This window comes from Megasphaera sp. UBA4382 (genome assembly GCF_002391155.1).
In the GTDB taxonomy this organism is placed as follows: Bacteria; Bacillota; Negativicutes; order Veillonellales; family Megasphaeraceae; genus Megasphaera; species Megasphaera hexanoica.
On the sequence record NZ_DGRS01000040.1, the window covers coordinates 1 to 20128 of the forward strand.

At 48.6% G+C, this 20128-nt stretch carries 20 protein-coding genes and 1 pseudogene; 16 read left to right on the top strand and 5 right to left on the bottom strand.

Going from position 1 to position 20128, the window contains the following annotated elements; translation table 11 throughout:
* The 11 genes from B4H10_RS04430 to mutM form a co-directional block, all read left to right on the top strand.
* On the top strand, window positions 1-869 hold an 869-nt coding region (locus tag B4H10_RS04430), incomplete at its 5' end, for a DALR domain-containing protein (protein ID WP_292018269.1).
* Entirely contained in the window at window positions 866-1342 is a 477-nt protein-coding gene (locus B4H10_RS04435; RefSeq protein WP_059075370.1) for a Mini-ribonuclease 3, read from the top strand. The genes B4H10_RS04430 and B4H10_RS04435, both read left to right, overlap by 4 nt.
* A gap of 12 nt (window positions 1343-1354) precedes the next feature.
* Window positions 1355-2107 (top strand): 23S rRNA (guanosine(2251)-2'-O)-methyltransferase RlmB, encoded by a 753-nt coding sequence (rlmB, locus tag B4H10_RS04440; protein WP_292018270.1) that lies wholly within the window; start codon window positions 1355-1357, stop codon window positions 2105-2107.
* A complete protein-coding gene (locus tag B4H10_RS04445) occupies window positions 2104-2631 on the top strand; it encodes an NYN domain-containing protein (RefSeq protein ID WP_113855643.1) in 528 nt (175 codons plus the stop codon). Before rlmB ends, B4H10_RS04445 begins: the two co-directional genes overlap by 4 nt.
* A 12-nt stretch (window positions 2632-2643) precedes the next feature.
* Window positions 2644-3336: an RNA polymerase sporulation sigma factor SigH gene (sigH, locus tag B4H10_RS04450; protein WP_059075367.1), complete on the top strand. Its 693-nt coding sequence runs from the start codon at window positions 2644-2646 to the stop codon at window positions 3334-3336.
* A 44-nt stretch (window positions 3337-3380) separates the two neighbouring features.
* Window positions 3381-3617 carry a preprotein translocase subunit SecG gene (gene secG / locus B4H10_RS04455; protein WP_059075366.1) on the top strand — a complete coding sequence of 79 codons (237 nt, stop codon included), beginning with the start codon at window positions 3381-3383 and terminating at the stop codon, window positions 3615-3617.
* Between the two features lie 183 nt (window positions 3618-3800).
* Complete coding sequence (gene rnr, locus B4H10_RS04460) at window positions 3801-6128, top strand: ribonuclease R (RefSeq protein ID WP_075581296.1); 2328 nt, start codon at window positions 3801-3803, stop codon at window positions 6126-6128.
* 12 nt (window positions 6129-6140) lie between these two features.
* Window positions 6141-6608: an SsrA-binding protein SmpB gene (smpB, locus tag B4H10_RS04465; RefSeq protein ID WP_059075364.1), complete on the top strand. Its 468-nt coding sequence runs from the start codon at window positions 6141-6143 to the stop codon at window positions 6606-6608.
* 14 nt (window positions 6609-6622) lie between these two features.
* Window positions 6623-7006, top strand: a complete 384-nt coding sequence (locus B4H10_RS04470) for a hypothetical protein (RefSeq protein ID WP_070807705.1) — start codon at window positions 6623-6625, stop codon at window positions 7004-7006.
* A gap of 30 nt (window positions 7007-7036) precedes the next feature.
* The gene (gene polA, locus B4H10_RS04475; protein WP_292018271.1) at window positions 7037-9619 is read left to right on the top strand and encodes a DNA polymerase I; all 2583 of its coding nucleotides are present in this window, start codon (window positions 7037-7039) and stop codon (window positions 9617-9619) included.
* A 10-nt stretch (window positions 9620-9629) separates the two neighbouring features.
* Entirely contained in the window at window positions 9630-10454 is an 825-nt protein-coding gene (gene mutM, locus B4H10_RS04480) for a bifunctional DNA-formamidopyrimidine glycosylase/DNA-(apurinic or apyrimidinic site) lyase (protein WP_292018272.1), read from the top strand.
* Window positions 10455-10796: 342 nt separating this feature from the next.
* On the opposite strand, the gene B4H10_RS04485 is transcribed toward mutM, so the two are convergent.
* From B4H10_RS04485 to B4H10_RS04500, 3 genes and pseudogenes are all read right to left on the bottom strand, one after another.
* Window positions 10797-12170 carry a DUF389 domain-containing protein gene (locus B4H10_RS04485; protein WP_059075361.1) on the bottom strand — a complete coding sequence of 458 codons (1374 nt, stop codon included), beginning with the start codon at window positions 12168-12170 and terminating at the stop codon, window positions 10797-10799.
* A pseudogene (locus B4H10_RS04490) lies at window positions 12167-14205 on the bottom strand (BCCT family transporter). The gene B4H10_RS04485 and the pseudogene B4H10_RS04490 overlap by 4 nt, the downstream one beginning before the upstream one ends.
* A 51-nt stretch (window positions 14206-14256) precedes the next feature.
* The gene (locus B4H10_RS04500; protein WP_292018274.1) at window positions 14257-14802 is read right to left on the bottom strand and encodes a PadR family transcriptional regulator; all 546 of its coding nucleotides are present in this window, start codon (window positions 14800-14802) and stop codon (window positions 14257-14259) included.
* 181 nt (window positions 14803-14983) lie between these two features.
* On the opposite strand from B4H10_RS04500, the gene B4H10_RS04505 reads away from it, so the two are divergent.
* On the top strand, window positions 14984-15514 hold the full coding sequence (locus tag B4H10_RS04505; RefSeq protein ID WP_292017310.1) for a phenolic acid decarboxylase: 531 nt from the start codon (window positions 14984-14986) through the stop codon (window positions 15512-15514).
* A gap of 31 nt (window positions 15515-15545) precedes the next feature.
* Here the strand turns inward: B4H10_RS04505 and B4H10_RS04510 are convergent, their stop codons facing one another.
* Window positions 15546-16091 carry a bifunctional transcriptional activator/DNA repair enzyme AdaA gene (locus tag B4H10_RS04510; protein ID WP_292018275.1) on the bottom strand — a complete coding sequence of 182 codons (546 nt, stop codon included), beginning with the start codon at window positions 16089-16091 and terminating at the stop codon, window positions 15546-15548.
* Between the two features lie 162 nt (window positions 16092-16253).
* On the opposite strand from B4H10_RS04510, the gene B4H10_RS04515 reads away from it, so the two are divergent.
* From B4H10_RS04515 to B4H10_RS04530, 4 genes are all read left to right on the top strand, one after another.
* Entirely contained in the window at window positions 16254-16769 is a 516-nt protein-coding gene (locus B4H10_RS04515; RefSeq protein WP_292018276.1) for a methylated-DNA--[protein]-cysteine S-methyltransferase, read from the top strand.
* Between the two features lie 95 nt (window positions 16770-16864).
* A complete protein-coding gene (locus B4H10_RS04520) occupies window positions 16865-17185 on the top strand; it encodes a hypothetical protein (protein WP_292018277.1) in 321 nt (106 codons plus the stop codon).
* Window positions 17186-17226: 41 nt separating this feature from the next.
* Entirely contained in the window at window positions 17227-17805 is a 579-nt protein-coding gene (locus tag B4H10_RS04525) for a lecithin retinol acyltransferase family protein (RefSeq protein ID WP_292018278.1), read from the top strand.
* 25 nt (window positions 17806-17830) lie between these two features.
* Entirely contained in the window at window positions 17831-19123 is a 1293-nt protein-coding gene (locus tag B4H10_RS04530) for a Na+/H+ antiporter NhaC family protein (RefSeq protein WP_072235706.1), read from the top strand.
* Window positions 19124-19216: 93 nt separating this feature from the next.
* Here B4H10_RS04530 and B4H10_RS04535 read toward each other — a convergent pair whose 3' ends face one another.
* A complete protein-coding gene (locus tag B4H10_RS04535; protein ID WP_059075347.1) occupies window positions 19217-20038 on the bottom strand; it encodes a Cof-type HAD-IIB family hydrolase in 822 nt (273 codons plus the stop codon).
* Between the last annotated feature and the right edge of the window lie 90 nt (window positions 20039-20128).

The window sequence follows — 20128 nt, forward strand, 5'->3', positions numbered from 1 at the left end:
CTTCGTGGGACAGCCCGTGGGGACCAGGCCGTCCGGGCTGGCATATCGAATGCTCGGCCATGAGCAACAAATATCTTGGCGATACCTTTGATTTCCACGGCGGCGGAAGCGATTTGATCTTCCCCCATCATGAAAATGAAATCGCCCAGTCTGAAGCCTATACAGGCAAAAAACCGATGGTCAAGTACTGGCTGCACAACGGGTTCATTACCATAAATTCTGAAAAGATGAGCAAATCTCTGAATAATTTCTTCCTCGTCAAAGACGTACTGGAACATTACAGCCCCGATGCCCTGCGGTATTTCCTCATCTCCAACCATTACCGCAGCCCGCTCGATTTCAGTGACGAACGGCTGGAAGAAATGACCCGCAGCCTGGAACGCCTGGGCACATCGATTGACAATGTTCTGGAATTGCTGGCTATGCCCGCCGGTGCTAAATCGGATACATCAGCCCAGCTTCTGGCCGATGCGAAAAAGATTGAAGAAGACTTTGAAGAAGCTATGTGTGACGATTTCAACACCGCTCTTGCCAGCGCAGCCATGTTTGAACTGGCCCGCAAAGTCAATATTTATAAAGATGCGGTCCTCAATAAGAACGTTCCTGTCGATTCGTCCGTCGTTTCTGAAGTCAAACGGATTTTTAAGACTATGACCGACATCCTCGGTATTTTGGAAGACCGCTGGAATGGCAATAAAGGCGAAGCCAGCAATAAGGACTACAACGACCTCATGGACCTCATCCTGGAAGTCCGTCAGGAATGCCGGGCCCAGAAACAGTATGCTCTGGCCGATGCTATCCGCGATAAGCTGGCGGCTCTGGGTATTACCGTAGAAGATTCTCCTCAGGGAGCGCGCTGGAAAAAGTGAAATTCAGACAACTGCAGGCATTAAAAAAGAAATCTTACGCCGCTTTTGCTTCGGGAGTCCGTCTGGATGTCCCCGAAGCAGAACCGGCGCAGCTGGACCCCATTTCCCTGGCTTTTGTTGGTGATGCCTACTATGCGTTATATATGCGTCGTCATCTCGTCGGGACGGGGATACCCAACGTGCAGGTACTGCATACACTGGCAGCCGAGTTCGTGTCAGCCAAAGTGCAGGCCATCATATACCGTCAGATAAAAGAAAACCTGAATGAAGAGGAGCAGGCCGTCTGTCAGCGGGCACGTAATGCCTATTCCCAGACACCGAAAAGTGCTTCCGTTGCGGAATATCATGACAGCACGGCTTTGGAAGCACTCGTCGGGTTCCTGGTCCTGTCTGACCAGAAGGAACGGCTGCAGGCCGTCATGGAACAGATCTATACACATACACAGGAGTATTGCCGTATGGCACATCCCTGATGAGGAGATACTATGAGTAAGGAAAGTATGATTATCGGCCGCAACAGCGTGACAGAGGCGCTGCGGGCAGGCCGGTCTATTTCAAAAATCTATCTGGCGGCAGGCAATCAGGCACCGGCTCTGGAACGCATCCGGGAGCTGGCTGGTGAACGGGGGATTCTCATCGAAAACGTTCCTCCGAAAGTATTGCACCGCCTGGCTCCGGATGAACGCCATCAGGGCGTCGTAGCTATAGCAGCGGCCATTGACTTTGCTGATCTGACCGATGTACTGGCCGATGTTGAAGCGAAAGAAGAAGTTCCCTTTCTGGTGCTACTCGATGGCATCGAAGATGTCCATAATCTGGGGGCTATCATCCGGACTGCCGAATGTGCTGGTGTCCATGCCGTCCTGGTACCGAAGCGGCGCAGTGCTCCCCTGAATGAAACGGTGGGAAAAACGAGTGCCGGTGCTATCGAATACATGCCTATCGTACCAGTTGGAAACAGCACGCAGCTCCTGAAGAAGCTGAAAAAGCGGGGCTTCTGGATTATCGGTGCCGATATGGATGGCACGGTGGATTATTTCCACAGCTCATTGACGGAGCCCATTGTACTGGTCATCGGCAGTGAAGGCAGAGGTATGTCGCGGCTGGTCAAAGAAACGTGTGATGTGCTGGTACAGATTCCCATGTTCGGTCATGTCAACTCTCTTAACGCGTCTGTGGCGGCGGCTTTGCTCATATACGAAGCCGTGCGGCAGCGGCAGGCGGTGACACAGCCGTGAAAGATTTATTGGTAGTAGATGGATATAACATTATTTTTGCCTGGCCATCTTTACAGCCCCTGGCCCGGGAATCGCTGGAACATGCCAGGGAAAAACTGATCGACATACTGGCCAGTTATGGCAAATCCAAGGGATATATGCTGGTACTTGTCTTTGATGCCATGTATACGGAAGAGACAGAAAAGAGCATGAAACTGGGCCGCGATTGCGAGATCATTTTTACGGACAAGGAAGAAACGGCGGACAGCCGTATTGAAAAACTGGTCTATGAACACCGGAATGAACGACGCAGTATTTACGTTGCGACGTCCGATGGTCCGGAACAGAACCAGATCCTTGGCACTGGCGCTTACCGCGTGACTGCGCGGGAACTGGCAGAAGATGTACAGCGCAGCCGGCAGGAAATGAAGCAATATGAGCATACGAATGTTCTCACAGAGGGCAGCAGCCGCAACGAAGTCGTATATCATGTAAAGAACGGTGATGTCCTCGAAAAACTGGAGAAAATCCGCAGATCAAAATAAGAAAGCAGGTACATGCGGTCAATGAAACAAGCGATGATGAAAAAAATGGACAGATTCAAAGATCTGACTGATGAAGAAATTGTCCGCATGGCACAGGAAGAGCATGATGCCGGAGCGACCGATTATATTGTCCACAAGTACAGAAATTTTGTAAAAGCCAAGGCACGCTCGTATTTCCTCATCGGAGCAGATAAAGAAGATATTATTCAGGAAGGCATGATTGGCCTGTATAAGGCAACCCGCGATTTCCGCGGCGATAAACAGGCGTCGTTCCGGGCCTTTGCCGACCTCTGCGTGACAAGGCAGATTATAACAGCTATCAAGACGGCGACGCGGCAGAAACATATTCCCCTCAATTCGTATGTATCCCTGAATAAACCGATTTACACAGATGAGTCGGAACGGACACTGATGGATGTCGTTTCGGCAGCTCCCGTTTCAGATCCGGAAGAACTCATTATCAGCCGGGAAAATTTTGCAGATATTGAACTGAAAATGAACGAAGTCCTGAGTGATCTGGAATGGCAGGTGCTGATTGCCTATCTGGAAGGCAAGTCGTATAATGAAATGTCCCAGGAGCTTCACCGCCATGTCAAATCCATTGATAATGCGTTGCAACGGGTCAAACGGAAACTGGAACGGTATCTGGAAATGCGGGATAAGGAAAATAATGGGAAAGAACCTATTGATAGAAAAGAGAAATGAGTGTACAATAGTACCGTTAAGTGTGTTATGTGAGGAGGATTATTGTGATTACCGCATTAGAAATTATAGTAGTCATTTTGGCATTGCTGATTATCGGTGTCGTTGTCGCTCAGAAAAGTAAGACACAGGGGATGGGTGCCGGCTTTGGCGGTGGTGCTGAAGACTTATTTGGCAGCAGAGCCCGTGGTATGGATGCGTTATTGTCCAAGCTTACGATTATCTTGTCAGTTGCCTTTACGATTTTTACCCTTGTTCTGGGAAGACTGCTGAACACATATTGAGCCGGATACAGGAGAAGCGGCGTGATGATGGATGTGTCTCACGCAGGTTTTCCTTTGCTTTAAACTTCAAACGTAACAGAGGCTGTCTTACCGGGCAGCCTCTTTTTTCTACACACGATGATCCTTCACGATGACGCAATACGGAAATTTTGTATCATCATTCCCTTTTTACTGGAGAAGATAATGGATAAACAACTCGCTCATGATATAATAAATATATGTAGTAAGACTGAAGAAGGTGCCACTGTTGAAGATTGTGCCGAGCAACTGGATTTGAAAGGCGGACAACTGGCACAGCTGTTTACGGTTTTTGATGAACTGGCAAGGAGTGGTGTGCTTATGAGAATCGCTGGCGAGCGGTACCTGGCAGCACAAAAAAGTGCGGAAATTACAGGTATTTATAAAGGATATACGAAAAATTTCGGGTTCGTCATCACTAATGACCTGAAAGAAGATGTTTACATCACCGAATCGAACCGTCATACGGCCATGAATAATGATAAAGTGCAGGTCCGGCTGTTGCAGAGCAGCCGCGGACACAGGCAGGAAGGGGAAATCATCCGCATTATCGAACGGGCCAATACGACCGTCGTCGGGACCTATGACCGGCAGCAGAACTGTGGGTTTGTCATCCCCGACGATGAACGGCTGCGGGAAGACATTTATGTCCCTCTGGATAAGACTCTGAATGCGAGAAGCAGCGCCAGAGTGCTGGTCAGGATTACCCGCTGGCCCGAAGAAAACCGGAAAGCGGAAGGTGAAATTGCGGAAGTCCTGGGATATGACGGAGATAAAGACCTGGATATCAAGGTCATTATGGCCCGGCACGGACTGCCTTTTGATTTTCCGGAAGCCGTCAAGAAAGAAGCCGAAGCCATCAATCAGACGGTCGTACCGACAGCGGACAGACGGGATTACCGGGACCGGAATCTGATTACCATAGATAGCGAAGATGCCAAGGACCTCGACGATGCCATCGATGTCGTCCGCCTTCCCAACGGGAATTACCGTCTGGGCGTCTATATTGCTGATGTCAGCTGGTATGTCCGGCCCCAGTCGGCGATAGACCAGGAAGCGTACAACCGCGGTACTAGTGTCTATCTCGTGGACCGGGTCATTCCCATGCTGCCGACCGTACTTTCCAATGGCATCTGCAGTCTCAATGCCGGCCAGGACCGCTATTCCATGACCTGCGTCATGGAAATCGATTCCCAGGGACAGGTCGTCCATGCCGACATCGGTCCGGCTGTCATCCAGGTTAAACGGCGCTGCAATTATCACGAAGTAAAAAAAGCACTCCTCGAAGGCATCGTTCCCGATGATCTGCGGCCTTTTATGCCGATGCTCCGGGAGCTTCGGGAATTATCAGATATTTTAAAAGCCATGCGCCTGCGCCGCGGGGCTATTGATTTTGATTTCCCGGAATACAAAGTCATACTCGATCCCGATGGCAAACCACTGCGGTTGGAACGCCGGGACCGTTCCATTGCCGAACAGATTGTCGAAGAAAGTATGCTGATTGCCAATGAAACCGTTGCGTCCTATCTTCGTGACAGTGGCAATCCCAGTGTGTACCGTATCCATGAAATACCGGAACCGGAACGGCTGGAAATGATGCGGACCGTCCTTTCCAGTTTTGACCTGCCTGTACCCGATGCCGATGAGGTGAAACCGGCCGATTTCCAGCAGCTCATCGAAAAATCGAAGGGTACCGATGCTGAAGCGGTCGTGCAGACGATTGCCCTGCGCTCCATGCAGCAGGCGCGTTATTCGACGGTCAATGCCGGTCATTTCGGCCTGGCCTCGAAATGTTACACTCATTTCACGTCACCTATCCGGCGGTACCCGGACCTGATGGTGCACCGCCTCATCCGCCAGTTCCAGAGCGAAGGGAAGCTGACAGAAAAAGAAGCCAGTCTATCCTTGTCTTTCCATACACAGGCCGCTGACCAGGCCAGTACGCGGGAACGGGTCGCTGTGGAAGCGGAACGGGAGACGGATGACCTCAAAAAGGCAGAATACATGGTGCCTTTTGTCGGTGAAGCCTTCGATGCCCACATAACGGGTATTACGTCATTCGGGTTGTTTGTCGGTCTGGAAAATGGTATTGAAGGATTGATTCATATATCGCTGCTGACTGATGACGATTATGAATTCGATGAAGCGTCCTATACGATGCGCGGCCGTCTCGGAGGTCATGTGTACCGTCTGGGCGATTCCATAGAAGTTACTCTGGCAAAAGTGAATACCGACCGGTGTGAAATCGATTTTGTACCGGGCCGGGTCGATTCACTGGAAGATTTGCAGCAGCGCATGGCGGCCAGTATGGAAAAGAGACATCATCGCAGTAAGGAAACGACGAAACGGGACTGGATGAATGATGCCGGTCATAAACCGGGCAAGAAAGATAAAAAGGGAAAGAAAAACAAGAAAAACAGCAGAGTAAAGAAGAGCGGCCGCAAGACAAAGAAGAAGAAAGCCCGCAAAGGCCGCAAGACGGGCAGAAAGTAGAGGAACCACGCGTTGGCAAAAGGAACGAGCGGGGTAAAATATATTGCGGAAAACCGCAAGGCCCGTCATGATTATTTTATACATGAAACGTACGAAGCCGGTATTGCCCTGACAGGGACGGAAGTTAAGTCCCTGCGTCAGGGAAAGGCAAACCTGAAGGATAGTTTCTGCCGCATTGAGCATGGGGAATTACTCCTGCTGGGAATGCATATCAGTCCGTATGAACAGGGGAACCGGTTTAATCATGATCCCCTGCGGACACGGCGTCTTCTCATGCATAAGTATGAAATACTGAAATTGTTTGGCAAGACAAAAGAAAAGGGATATACTCTGATTCCGCTGAATCTGTATTTCAAAAAGGGAAAGGTAAAGGTAACAGTGGCCCTGGTCAGTGGTAAAAAACTGTATGATAAGCGTCAGGCCCTGGCCGAAAAAGAAGCAAAACGCGATATAGAACGGCGCATGAAAGAACGGCGCTGATGAGGAGGAATACCATGAAATGCCGCTATTGTGATAATGAAGCAGTCTATCCGGACGGACTTTGCGAACGCTGCCACCAGGCAGAGTTAGAAAACCGCGGAGCTTCTGTCTTGTCTGATGACGAACGTGATAATTTCAAAGGACAGACCATTAACGAAGACGGCACTGTCTATGAAGAAAAAAAGGAACAGGAAGAAAGTCAGTCCAATGTCCATATTTATATGACTCACGGCCTGCCCCTGCGCATCAAGCTGGCCATCGGCTTTATCATTTTCTGTGTCCTGGCTATTATCATCAGCGCACTGGGCTTCTTGATACTGGCATTGCCGTATCTGCTGGGAGGTGCGGTCATCATCTTAGTGTATCAAATTGTAAAAACGCTGCTGCGCCACCGTTAGGGGACGCTTACGCAGAGGATAGAGGTTAGTATGAAAGATAAAATTGCCATCATCGATGGAAACAGCCTGCTATACCGTGCATTTTATGCGATTCCCGTACTGACAGACAGTCAGGGGAACTATACAAATGCCGTCTATGGCTTTTTGAACATGCTTTTGAAGCTGTATGAACAACTGGACCCGAAATATGTAGCCGTAGCATTCGATAAGGATAAACATACTTTCCGTAATGAATTGTACAGCGAATATAAAGGGACGCGGAAACCGGCTCCCGATGAACTGCGCCCACAGTTTGCCCTGATCCGCGAAGTGCTCCAGTGCCTTGGAATATGTATTCTGGAGCAGGAAGGATATGAAGGGGACGACATCATCGGCACACTGGCACGGGGACTGGAAAAAGAGAATCTCGATATTGCCGTCGTCACAGGAGACCGTGACGCATTGCAGCTCGTCGATGACAGTGTGACCGTTCATCTGACGAAAAAGGGAATCACCAATATGCTGGCCGTGACGCCGCAGGTCATGGAAGAAGAATATGGCTATACGCCGGCTCAGGTCATCGATATGAAGGCACTTATGGGAGATACGGCAGATAATATCCCCGGCGTGCCCGGCGTAGGAGAAAAAACGGCATTAAAGCTGATTTCCCAGTTTCACAGTGTAGAAGGCGTCTATGATCATATCGACGATGTAAGCGGCAAAAAGCTGAAAGAAAAGCTGAGCATGAATAAGGACTCGGCGTTTCTTTCCAAACAGTTGGCTACCATCCGCTGTGATGTGCCATTGACCTATTCCCTGGATGATTTTGTACCACAGCCGAGGGAAGAAGATGTGGCTAGTCTGTTCCGTCAGCTCGGATTCAAGAATCTTCTGGAACGGTTTGCTTCGTTTGACCGGTTTTCCCATATTGCTCCTAAGGCGGACGCGGTGACGCTGTCATATCTCGATCCTTCCCAATGGCAGCCGGAAAAGCTTTCCGGCATGACTGTAGCCGTGGAAGCCCTGTATGATGCGGCACTTCCCGTGCCTCATGTGACCTACCTGTCTCTGGCAACAGCTGATGGCATCCTGCAGATTCCCGGTGAAGACGCTGCTAAATGGCTGGCTGCTCTTTCAAAAGCAGGCCTGGTCATTACATCGGATGGCAAGAGGCTTTCGAAAACCGTATGGGCTGCCACGGGGAAAAAACTTCCCCTGGCCGATGTCACTCTGGCGGCATATTTGCTTGATCCGACGCGGACTGCGTATGGCCTGACCTATTTATCGGAAAAGTTTGCCGTGCCGCTGGCTGAAAATCCGGAAGCACCGGATACGGTGCACTGTGATGAAGGAGCTGCATTTGTGTATGCTCTCTGGCCAAAAGAAAAACAGTCTCTGGAAGAATTTAAGCTGGATGAGTTATATCAATCCATCGAAGAACCGCTCATCCATACGCTGGCTGTCATGGAAATGAATGGCTTTGCTGTCGATGAAACGCGCCTGCAGGAAATGGAACGGGAACTGTCACTGAAAGCTGATGAACTGGAACAGTCTATTTATGACGATGCGGGCGAAGTGTTTAATATCAATTCCCCCAAGCAACTGGGGCAGATTCTGTTCGAAAAGCTGCAGCTTCCGGTCATTAAAAAGACGAAGACGGGATATTCAACCGATTCTTCCGTACTGGAAGAACTCCGGGACAAGCATCCCATGATTGATAAGATTTTACAATTCCGGGCGTTAAAGAAGCTGATTTCTACGTATCTCGAAGGATTGGAACCTCTTATTTCCCGGGAAACAGGCCGGATTTATACGTCCTTTAACCAGATGGTCACGGCTACGGGGCGCCTTAGCAGTTCCGATCCCAATCTCCAGAATATTCCCATCCGCACGGAACAGGGGCGGAAAATACGGTCCCTGTTCATACCGGGAGAAGGATATGACTACATCGTCTCTGGCGATTATTCGCAGATTGAACTGCGCCTGCTGGCTCATTTGTCACAGGATCCGACGATGATAGACGGTTTTAAAAAGGGACAGGATATCCACCGGCGGACGGCATCGGAAGTGTTTGGCATTCCTCTCGACGACGTGACATCGGAACAGCGGTCCCATGCCAAAGCTGTCAACTTCGGTATCATCTATGGAATCAGCGACTTTGGCCTGGCCCGCAATATTTCCATCTCCCGCAAGCAGGCCAAAGAATATATTGAATCCTATTTTGCCCGCTACAACTGTGTCCATGGATATATGGAAAAACTGGTTTCCGAAGCCCGGGAAAGCGGTATGACTCATACCATGTTCGGACGCATCCGGGCATTGCCGGAAATCAACAGCAAGAATTTCACCCGCCGTTCCTTTGCCGAACGAACGGCCATGAATACGCCTATCCAGGGAAGTGCCGCCGACATTATCAAGCTGGCTATGAATGCCGTACAGGATGAATTGGAACAGCGCGGCCTCAGAAGCCGGATCCTCGTACAGGTTCACGACGAACTAGTTCTGGAAGTGCCGGAGGCGGAAAAAGCAGAAGTAGAACGACTGCTGAAAGACACGATGGAACACATCGTCGAACTGTCTGTTCCCCTCGTAGTCGATATCCACAGTGGTTCTAACTGGGAAGAAGCAAAGTAGGTGAACCTATATGCCTGAATTGCCGGAAGTAGAAACGATACGAGGTTTCATCGATGACCATATTAGAGGGCAGGTGATTACTCAGGTAGAGACGGATTTGCCACGTCTTATCCGGAACACGACGGCGGACCGCTTTGCCACTGCTTTAACAGGACAGACCATTGAAGGCGTGAGTCGTAAGGGAAAGTATCTGTTTATCCACTGTAGCGGCCCCTGGTCGTTTCTGGCCCATATGCGCATGACGGGTAGCCTGCTCTATGAAGACCATCCCGGTAAGTATGCCGGCCGGGCTGTCCATATCACGTTTACTCTCAGCCAGGGATGGCTGTTATACCGGGATATCCGTACGCTCGGCTGTCTCTGGCTCGTTCCCTCCCAGGGACCGACGGGTATCAAAGGCTATGACAGCCTGGGGCCGGACGCAATTAGTACCGAATTTACAGAAGCATACCTGTACGGCCTGTTGAAACAGACCAGCCGGCCTGTCAAAACGGTCCTCATGGATCAATCGAAGATAGCCGGACTTGGTAATATTTACGTAGATGAAGCCCTGTTCCGGGCGGGCATCCGGCCCATGCGTCATAGCGATAAAGTCACGAAAAAAGAAGCGGTCCGTCTTCATGAAGCCATCGTCGCCGTCCTCCGGGAAGGCCTGGAACACGGTGGCACGACAATCCGCAACTTTATCAGTGGCAATGGCAAAGAAGGACAGAACCAGGACAACCTCCGCGTCTACGGCCGGGAAGGCACGCCGTGTACAGTCTGCGGCACGACTATCGAATACACGAAACTGAACGGTCGCGGTACCCACTACTGCCCGAAGTGTCAAACGTAGGAGGCTGACGCACGATTGAGGCGATAATCCAACGTAATGAAGAAACGGCACAGGACATCTACCGCCACATCAAAGAAGACTACATCGGCCTGCTGCAGGCGCTGGATCAGGAAGTACGTTCGAGACTTGATATTTAACCCTGCTTTTTTTGCGAATATCTCAGAGCAGGCTCTTTGGAGTACTGATTTTTTTCAAGCGATTACAGAAAAGTTAAAGATAGATTCATCTGCTATCAAGCCAGAGTAAATTAAATAAATAACAAAACGACCCCCTAATCGTTAGAGTTTTGGTCTAACAATTGGGGGTCAGTATACTTTTCAGCTGCTTAAAGCAGTTTTGATTTTACCATTGAATCCCGTTGCCATAGTATTCGCTGGGAGCATTGCTGGTCTGGACATTCAGAATGACAGGCATGTTTACCTGACCTTTGATCCAATCATGCAGACGCAGCGCGTCATCGGCACTAAGGGGAGTTCTGACGGTAACTTCGGCCATGAAACGGTCGTAGCCAAATGTACCGTCTTTCGTATCGTTATCTCGATGCAAGGCTGTTAGCGTGCCACCCCGGACAGACTGGATTTCCGGGAATAATAAAGGAGCCTGGCTGTTTAGAATCTGGATGACCTGCTGGTCTGCTGCAGCACGTTCGTAAGCTGGGTAATATTTACTGGTCAGCATCTTGTACGAAGCTTCTTTTTCGGCTTTGCCTTGTTTTTCTATGCGTGAATTGATCAATCGCTGCACTTCCTCAGTGTTCAGATTCCTGTTTCCCTGGATAATAGAAAGAGATATGCCTTGAAGACGTGGATAGTTATTTATGTTCGATTTAAGCTGGTCTATTTGTTCTTCCGTCAGGACAGCCCCGACAAGATCAATTGTCAAGGTCTTATCTTTTAGTGTGTAAGAAACGACACTAGTTTTTTCAAAATTCATGTTTGTTTCTATAAAAGATTTGACCTGGACTTCCTGGAGCGCATCTTTTACCGTTAGATGAGCCATATAGATGCTTGGAATCGTAATTAATAGGCCGAGGATAACTAAAATGAGACGCTGTTTGCGAAAATGAGCTTCAGCGACATTGCCGTGAGGCGGGACTTTCAGAATCTTAAATACCAAGAACGAAGACAAGGCAATGAAAAAGGCATTGATGAAAAATAGATACAAGGCTCCTAGAAAAAATGTATAGTTTCCTGAAGCAAAACCATATCCAGCCGTGCAGAGAGGCGGCATCAGTGCCGTAGCAATGGCGACGCCTGGGATGACATTGCTTTTTTCTTTCCGTGTATTTCCGACGGCACCAGCAATTCCACCGCATAAGGCTACGAGAACATCCCAAATAGTGGGAGTGGTCCGTGCCAGCATTTCATCTGTAGGAGTGGTCAAAGGTGAAATGAGAAAATAAATTGAGGCTGTTAATACGGCAAGGCCTACCTGGAAAGATAATTTAATCAGGGACTTGCGGATAAAGGGGACGTCGTATGTTGCCATGCCATAGCCTGTTGCTACGATACCGCCCATCAGGGGGGAAATGAGCATGGCCCCGATGATGACGGCAACGCTATTCATGTTCAGCCCGATACAGGCAATCATGATGGCCATGACTAAGACAACCAAGTTTGTGCCTTCTATGGTTGCGTCAGCCAGAATGCGCTGATTGATGATTTCTATCGAGGCCGAGTCGCCTTTTAAATCGATTAGATTATTCCATCGGTTCATCGTTTTTCTCCTTGTTCTAGATGTACTTTATCAGACAAATACAGGTCGTGTTTGCCTGTTGCCAACATTTTGACATAGCGTTCATATTGACGGAGAACGTCTGTGATCAATTCATCTTTCTGCATATATTTAATGCTGTATCCACGGCGTCCGTCAGCAAAATAACAAATAGGCTCGTAATTTTCTTCTTCCGTTATGGTCGGGAAGGACAGGGAGCCAACGACTGTATCTGACACATCATTGGCCCGATAGCGGATACCGTATATAAAATTGCGGAGGCTCCCACTTTCGACAACTAGCTCACGATATGCCTGATGACTATCATTACACACCTGAATCTGGACGGAAATGCCGTTGCGTAAGAATTCCTGGCGCAGTTCTTTGAAAGCTGGATCTACGGTTTGGTTCAGAAAACGTTGAAAATCATCCAGCGTTCCTACGGATATGATTTTTTTCAGACGGTCCTGCCAATGAGAGCCGTCCCAATAAACCGTGCTTTCAGACAATTTCCTGCTGAAATAGGCGTTATCGATCAGCAAACCGCGTAATAAACAGAAAACCATCAGGATCATGATGATGGCAAAAGGAAGGGCAATGATGACGGTCATCGTCTGTAAGGCCTGGAGGCCACCGGAATAGAGCAGACCGATGGATAGTAGTGCCAGCAAGGAGCCCCATAAGACCGTCTGCCATTTGGGAAAGGTATTTTTTCCTTGTGAGGCGATACTGTTGATGACAAAGATTTCTGAATTGGCTGAAGTGATGAAAAAAATGGCAATGACCAGTAACGCAATCAGGGATGTGACCAGAGCGAAGGGGAATTGGTCCAGAAACAGGAACAAGAGTTTTTCTGTTTCAGCGGCTGCATTGGTCAGTATGCCGCCGGTTTGTGCATCAACCCAGATAGCCCCGTTGCCAAATACAGTCATCCAGAAGATATTGAAAAGGGTCGGTACTAAAAGAACACAGACAACAAATTCGCGTATCGTGCGTCCTTTGGAAATCTTAGCGATAAAGAGACCGACGAATGGTGCCCAGGAAATCCACCATGCCCAATAGGTGATGGTCCAGTTAGTAAACCATTCCTCTTTTGTGCTTTCGTAGGCAAATGTACGGAAAGATAATTCGATGATGTGGGTCAGATAGTATCCCACGTTTTCCGTAAAGGAAGATAAAATATATACAGTCGGGCCGGCGACGAGAATGAATAACAGAAGGGAGATGGCCAGAATCAGATTTCCCTGGCTCATGTAGCGGATGCCCTTACTTACGCCAGAAATGGCTGACAAGATGGCAAGACCGACGGCGATGACAATCAAGAGAATAATGTGGGAAAAAGATGGTGTTGAGAAAATGCCGACAGCACTCAGACCAGCGTTGAGCTGCATGGCTCCGAAGCCCAGCGTCGTTGTCAGGCCAAAGATAGTTGCACAGAGGGCGACGATATCAATCAAATTGCCCCAGAAACCATTCAATTTATTTTTAAGAAGGGGATAAAAACCGGAACGCAGGGTTACGGGAAGCCGATATCGGAATCCAAAATAGGCCAGGGCAAGACCGATGATACCATAAATAGCCCAGGCATGGATACCCCAGTGAAAAAGAGTGTTCAGCATGGCTTCTTTCGTTTGTACCAGGGGAGAGGCTGACCCGTGCAAAGGAGCTGATAAGTGGACAATCGGTTCGGCTACGCCGAAGAACATCAAACCAATGCCCATGCCGGCCGAAAACAACATGCATAACCAGGAAAAAAAGAAAATTCCGGTTCTTCATCTTCGTTTCCCAAGCGGATATCACCGAGTTTTCCAAGGCACAAGATGACCAGGAAAAGAAAGAAAAAGGCGACACAAAGGATGTACACCCAACTGCAGGAACTGAATATATATTCTTTTATGCTGCTTAAAACTGTATCTGTCCGAATGGGGAAAAAGATACAGCTTATGACGACAATTCCAATGAACAAAATACTGGGAAAGACAATGCTTGGTTGTAAGTTATTTTTTGGAAATTTCACTAACAAACCACCTTTCAACATAATTGATCAAGAAGAGTCTATAAACAATATAAGATATTAAATATATTAACTTTATTGTATCATATTTCTTTTTGTATCAACAAGCCATTGCAGCCGCTGCCTTTCCCGTTCGATAGCCTGTTCCAGGATGAGGGAATGGCCGAAATGCTTTAGCCGGTCTTCCTGTGTGCGGAACAGGGCTTCCCAGCGGGAACGCAGATAGTCGTACTTTTTCTGATGACGGGCAATTTCTTCCCGGAAAAGCTGGGCGAGAAGCGGGTCCCGGGGATCATCGATGAGGTAGAGTTTCATCGTGAATTCATCGCGGCTGGGGACAAGGCTGCTCAGGGGTTCATGCATCCAGGCGGAAAGGATTTCCTGCCCGGCCGGGGTGATGCGGTAGTATTTTTTTTCCAGTTTCGTGCCGACCGTTTTGCTGTGGCTGGTAATGAGTCCCTTTTCTTCCATACGCCGCAGTTCCGGGTAAATCTGGCTGTGGTTGGAAGACCAAAAGTCGCCTACTTCGCCTTCAAAAAGTTTTTTCAGGTCGTAACCGGCCAGTTCTTTGTGATTCAGCAGGCCGAGGATGATGTATTTTAAGATATTTTTTTGGGCCATGAAACTCTTCCTTCCCTATGTGTTTTGTATTCCTTCCCTATGTGTTTTGTATCAGTATAGCATATTTTCTGATAAAAATCATGAAATTTAAAACATGTAATAATTGACATATATAGAGAGGAAATGTACAATAAGGTGTGTCAAAAATATGTCATTATTTACATGATTTGGAGGGGCGATTATGAAATTCAAAGAATTAGAAGACTTCTTGGGAACACACTTTATCTATACATACGATAATGGCTGGGAATACGAATGGTATGCCAAAAATGACCATACGGTCGATTACCGTATCCATGGAGGCATGGTTGCTGGGCGCTGGGTCAAAAATCAGGAAGCAAACATTGTAAAACTGACGGATGGAGTCTTTAAAGTAACCTGGACGGAACCGACAGGTACTGACGTAGCCCTTGACTTCATGCCTGATGAATATCGTATGCATGGCACTATCTTTTTCCCGAAATGGGTTCAGGAACATCCGGATATCACGGTCTGCTTCCAGAATGAACATATTCCCCTGATGGAAGAATCACGGGAAAAGTATGAAACGTATCCTAAGTATCTGGTCCCGGAATTTGCCAAAATTACTTATATCGGTAAAGCCGGTCAGGATAATGAAGATGTTATTTCAGAAGCTCCCTATCCGGGAATGACCGATGACATCCGGGCCGGGAAATACTTTGATGCTTCTTATCATCGTCTTCATAAATAAAAAAACTGTGCCAACAGCGCCACCCGATACGTTATAGATTTAATTCCCTGTACCGGGCCGGTGACACGCCGTAAACCCGTCGGAATGACGCATAAAACGAAGATATACTACCAAAACCAGCAGCCATGGCGATATCCAACACCGATTGACTGCTGGTTTTCAGCATAGAGGCTGCTTTTTCCAGACGCTTGTTCAAGATGTATGCATGGGGAGTCTGACCATAATGGTCCTTGAACAGCTGATTGAAATGATGGGACGTCATAGGAATCTGTCTCAGTACTTCCTGCAGTTTCTGCGGGTTGCAGGCGTTGTGATCTAATATTTCTTTTATGTGGCGGATCAGAAGCCGGTTTGGGTCATAGGACTGCAAGTCGGGACGGCACCGTTTGCAGACCCGGTAGCCCGCATCTATGGCTTCCCGGGGAGAATCAAAATAAACGATATTATCTTTTTTGGGGCGGCGGGATTTACAGGACGGGTTACAGAAAATACCTGTACTTTTCACACCGTACCAGAATATTCCATCGTAGTTTACATCACAGCGGCAGACCACCTGCCACTTTTCTTCTGCGTTCATGGTTTTATCCACCTCCTGGTTCTATTATATAAAATAGCCAGGCCTTGCCAACCTGTTTTTTACATTGTCATTGTAAATTAGAAATCAATTTTTGAGAAGATAGCAGCTTCGTTTTTCGATAAAATAAAGTGTATTCTATTTTATGTGAAATGAGGTGGAATTATGAATACATCTATGATACAGGAAAACAAGGGAAATAAGATATATGGTTATATGACATCCCCCATAGGCATTCTGAAAATCACCGCTTCGGATACGGCTGTTACGGCTGTAGAACGGATTTCTGCAGAAGAAAGGCCGGCAGGAATGGAAGATAAGACGGTAGAGAATCGGTTCATCCGGCAATGCCGTGAAGAATTACAGGAATATTTTGCTGGCCGCCAGCGTTCTTTTGATGTGCCGCTGGCGCCGTCAGGTACTCCCTTCCAGCAGCGCGTATGGAATGCCTTATGCCAGATTCCGTATGGCCAGACCCGGACCTATGGCGAAATTGCCCAAATGACAGGGAATCCTCAAGCAAGCCGGGCCGTAGGAATGGCCAATCACCGTAATCCCATTCTGATTCTCATTCCGTGTCACCGTATCATCGGAGCTGATGGCAGTCTGACCGGTTATGCGGCAGGGCTGGAAACAAAAAAATATCTGCTGCAGCTGGAGAAGGAGAATAGACATGGCTGACAAGTACTTTCCCCTATGGAGAAAGGGAAATTGATTATCTCTGAATATCCCGTGAATTCGTGTCAGGGCGGATCCAGGCAGAGACCGTATCAGCTATGCCGGATAACCTGTTTTGCCAGACTCTTTGCCAGCTGCCGGGTATTGGCCGATGGACGGCGGAAATGTTGCTCATTCATTGCCTGGAGCGGACCGATGTGCTGAGCTATGGGGACCTTGCCATATTACGGGGCCTGCGCATGATATACCGGCACCGGAACATCACCAAAGACCTGTTCTGCCGGTATCAGAAACGGTATTCCCCTTATGGTACGGTGGCCAGTATATATATCTGGGCCGTTTCTGCCGGGGCCGTTCCCGGGCTTACCGATCCGGCAGAAGCTGTGAAAAAGACAGTTGGAAAAATGGACAAATCATAGTAGAATAATGCCAGAAAACATAAACGCAGGGAGACGGCATTATGGCTATTGATTTGAATTCGATTGTATCACTGCTCACCGATGATGGATCACCGGAGCATTGGGAAATACAGATTCCCCGGCAGGGAGATCATATACGCGTACGCCGGCTGGGCGGATTGTATTATCATCACGGGATTTATGTCAGCGATGAGGAAGTCATCGCTTTTGCCGGAGATGATGACTATAATCCCATTGACTGGTGGGACACGGAAATCAGGGCGACTTCTCTGGAAGAGTTTCGTCAGGGTGGCATCATTGAAGTGCGGCAGTATACGGAGAAAGAACAGGAACAACTTTGCCCGGTCCCTGAAATCATTGCCTTTGCCAGGGCCTGTATTGGCAATAAAAAATATGACCTGCTGTTTCATAATTGCGAACATTTTGCCAATGCCTGCAAGCTCGGCGTGTACCGCAGTTATCAGACGGAACAGATCCTTTTTGGCAAGGCCATTCCAAAAGCGCTGGAATGTTTGGGTGATGAAACACAGCGTGAGACGTGGCTGAAAGAAGCTGTGCAGGATTTAAAAGCCCAGGTCCTGGATAAGCTGCGACGCGATTCAGAAAAATCAGATTCATGAGGCGTGGGGGATTTTACTGAAGAAGGTGTTTTACGTGGCGTGGCTGGTACTGGGACTATTTGTAGTATCCCTGATTTTTTGTGTAATATTTCATTTTTCTGTTGTCTGGGCACTGGCGGCAGGATATATATTCTTTTTTTCCTATGGCCTATGGCGTCATATCCCTGCCGGAGAGTTGTGGCAAAATTCCTTACGCGGCTTGAAAACGGTCAGTACCATTCTGATGGTTATGGTACTGATTGGCATGCTGACGACGGTCTGGCGGGCCGGTGGTACGATTCCCATGATTGTATCGCTGGCAGGAAATATGATCCGGCCGGAAGTGTTCTTCGTCATGACCTTTGTGCTGAACTGCTGTATTTCCTGTCTCACCGGGACGGCATTTGGCACGGCCGCTACCATGGGGGTCATCTGTATGTCTGTAGCCAATTTCCTGGGAGCCAGTCCGGTATGGACCGGGGGCGCCATCATGAGCGGGGCTTTTTTTGGCGACCGCTGTTCGCCCCTTTCGACGAGTGCCCTTTTGGTAGCTGCCGTGACGCATACGGACTTCTTTCATAATCTCGTGCTCATGGCACGCCGTGCTATAATACCGTTTGTCCTGTCCTGCGTCATCTATGGACTGGCAGGATGGCATTCCGGAAGCAGTGCAGGGATGGGGCTGGACGTATGGCATTTATTTTCTTCATCGTTCCAGCTGCACTGGCTGACGCTCATACCGGCGATACTGATTATTGTGTGTTCCCTGTTGCGGATGGATGTGCGCAAAACGATGGGACTAAGTATTTTCGTCGCCTTTGTCCTGACCGTGACGCTCCAGCATATGGCGGTGGCTGATCTCCTCCCTATGCTCCTTACGGGATATCGTTGTCCCGAACCGGCACTGGCGGCGCTTCTCGACGGTGGTGGCGTATTGTCGATGCTTCCTTCCATTGCCATTATTGGCCTGTCGGCAACCTACGCCGGTTTGTTTGAACGTACGGGACTGCTCCTGGGAATCCGGCATGGTGTGATGGTGCTGAAAAAATGGCTCAATCCCTTTGGATGCATCTGGATTGTGTCCTTTTTTATCAGTATGGTTTCCTGCGCCCAGACGCTGGCCGTCATCCTGACTGAGCAAATCTGTCAGGACCTGGTACAGGATAAGGAAGACATGATGCTGGCTTTGGAAGATACGGTCATTGTCAGTGCAGCCCTCATTCCCTGGTGCATAGCCGCAGCGGTACCACTGGCAGCTGTATCGGCTCCCGTATCCAGTCTGGCTGCTGCGGTCTATCTGTATCTTCAGCCTCTGTGGAGCTGGAGACAGTGGAAATGATCCTTGACCTGCAATGATAATGTATATAGAAAATCCGAACAAAAAACGGAGCTTGCCATGATGGTACTTTTTTCATGGTAAGCTCCGTTTTTGCTATTGTTTCAAAATAAATCGTTCGATGGCTTCTGCGACGGCACCTTCGTTATTGGTAGCTTCTGTGACGACGTTGCAGTACGGCCGGATGGCTTCGTTCAGATTGTGGACGCCGACGCTGAAAGACGCGGCTTTCAGCATTTCCGTGTCGTTGATATTATCGCCAATAGCCAGCGTCTGGCTGATGGGAATATGAAGCAGTCCTGCCAGTTTCCGCAGGGCCGTTCCTTTCGTGACGTTTTTATGGTTGAATTCGATGTACCGGTCACTGGAGTAGCTGACTGTCACGTCGTCGAGGAGAGAGCCGAGCTGCTGTCGGTATCGGTTGAGTGTCGGAAGATCCGGATCCATATAGACGATTTTATAGACTGTCTGCCCTTTGAGAAAATCGAGGGATGGTTCAAATGTTTCTATGTTGGGCATGCGCCCTTCGAGGAATGCCCGTTCAAAGGGAACGTAATTATACAAATATACCTTGCCATAGGGGTAGATATGCATGGTGATATGGTGAGCTACGCCAAAGTCGTAAAGAGCGCTGGCAATATCCCAGGGAAGCCCGTCTTCATAGAGAATGTCATTATGACTGTTTTCCGTAATGAGGGCCCCGTTATAGGAAATGACATATTCTCCCGGTTTTTGGTAAATGCCCAGTGTTTCCTGGATATGATTCAACGATTCAAAGCCCCGGCCCGTGCAGGGAACGAAATGAAGCCCTGCTCCGATAGCCTGGCGTATTGTCTGGATATTGCGCGTACAGATGGTGGCATCGTCACTGAGAAGAGTGCCATCCATATCACAGGTCATGAGAGTATAAGATAACATGGTGTGTCCTTTCACAAAAAAATTAGTATTCCTGTTCCTTACTTACTATACCTTTCATGACGGCCGCTGACAAGAGGGGAAGAAAAAAGA

What these genes read in the sequence shown, in the direction of transcription:
- rlmB (WP_292018270.1), top strand. Translation starts at nt 1,355, where the DNA reads ATGAGTAAGGAAAGTATGATTATCGGCCGCAACAGCGTGACAGAGGCG.
- sigH (WP_059075367.1), top strand. Translation starts at nt 2,644, where the DNA reads ATGCGGTCAATGAAACAAGCGATGATGAAAAAAATGGACAGATTCAAA.
- rnr (WP_075581296.1), top strand. Translation starts at nt 3,801, where the DNA reads ATGGATAAACAACTCGCTCATGATATAATAAATATATGTAGTAAGACT.
- B4H10_RS04470 (WP_070807705.1), top strand. Translation starts at nt 6,623, where the DNA reads ATGAAATGCCGCTATTGTGATAATGAAGCAGTCTATCCGGACGGACTT.
- polA (WP_292018271.1), top strand. Translation starts at nt 7,037, where the DNA reads ATGAAAGATAAAATTGCCATCATCGATGGAAACAGCCTGCTATACCGT.
- mutM (WP_292018272.1), top strand. Translation starts at nt 9,630, where the DNA reads ATGCCTGAATTGCCGGAAGTAGAAACGATACGAGGTTTCATCGATGAC.
- B4H10_RS04485 (WP_059075361.1), bottom strand. Translation starts at nt 12,170, where the DNA reads ATGAACCGATGGAATAATCTAATCGATTTAAAAGGCGACTCGGCCTCG.
- B4H10_RS04500 (WP_292018274.1), bottom strand. Translation starts at nt 14,802, where the DNA reads ATGGCCCAAAAAAATATCTTAAAATACATCATCCTCGGCCTGCTGAAT.
- B4H10_RS04505 (WP_292017310.1), top strand. Translation starts at nt 14,984, where the DNA reads ATGAAATTCAAAGAATTAGAAGACTTCTTGGGAACACACTTTATCTAT.
- B4H10_RS04510 (WP_292018275.1), bottom strand. Translation starts at nt 16,091, where the DNA reads ATGAACGCAGAAGAAAAGTGGCAGGTGGTCTGCCGCTGTGATGTAAAC.
- B4H10_RS04515 (WP_292018276.1), top strand. Translation starts at nt 16,254, where the DNA reads ATGAATACATCTATGATACAGGAAAACAAGGGAAATAAGATATATGGT.
- B4H10_RS04520 (WP_292018277.1), top strand. Translation starts at nt 16,865, where the DNA reads ATGCCGGATAACCTGTTTTGCCAGACTCTTTGCCAGCTGCCGGGTATT.
- B4H10_RS04525 (WP_292018278.1), top strand. Translation starts at nt 17,227, where the DNA reads ATGGCTATTGATTTGAATTCGATTGTATCACTGCTCACCGATGATGGA.
- B4H10_RS04535 (WP_059075347.1), bottom strand. Translation starts at nt 20,038, where the DNA reads ATGTTATCTTATACTCTCATGACCTGTGATATGGATGGCACTCTTCTC.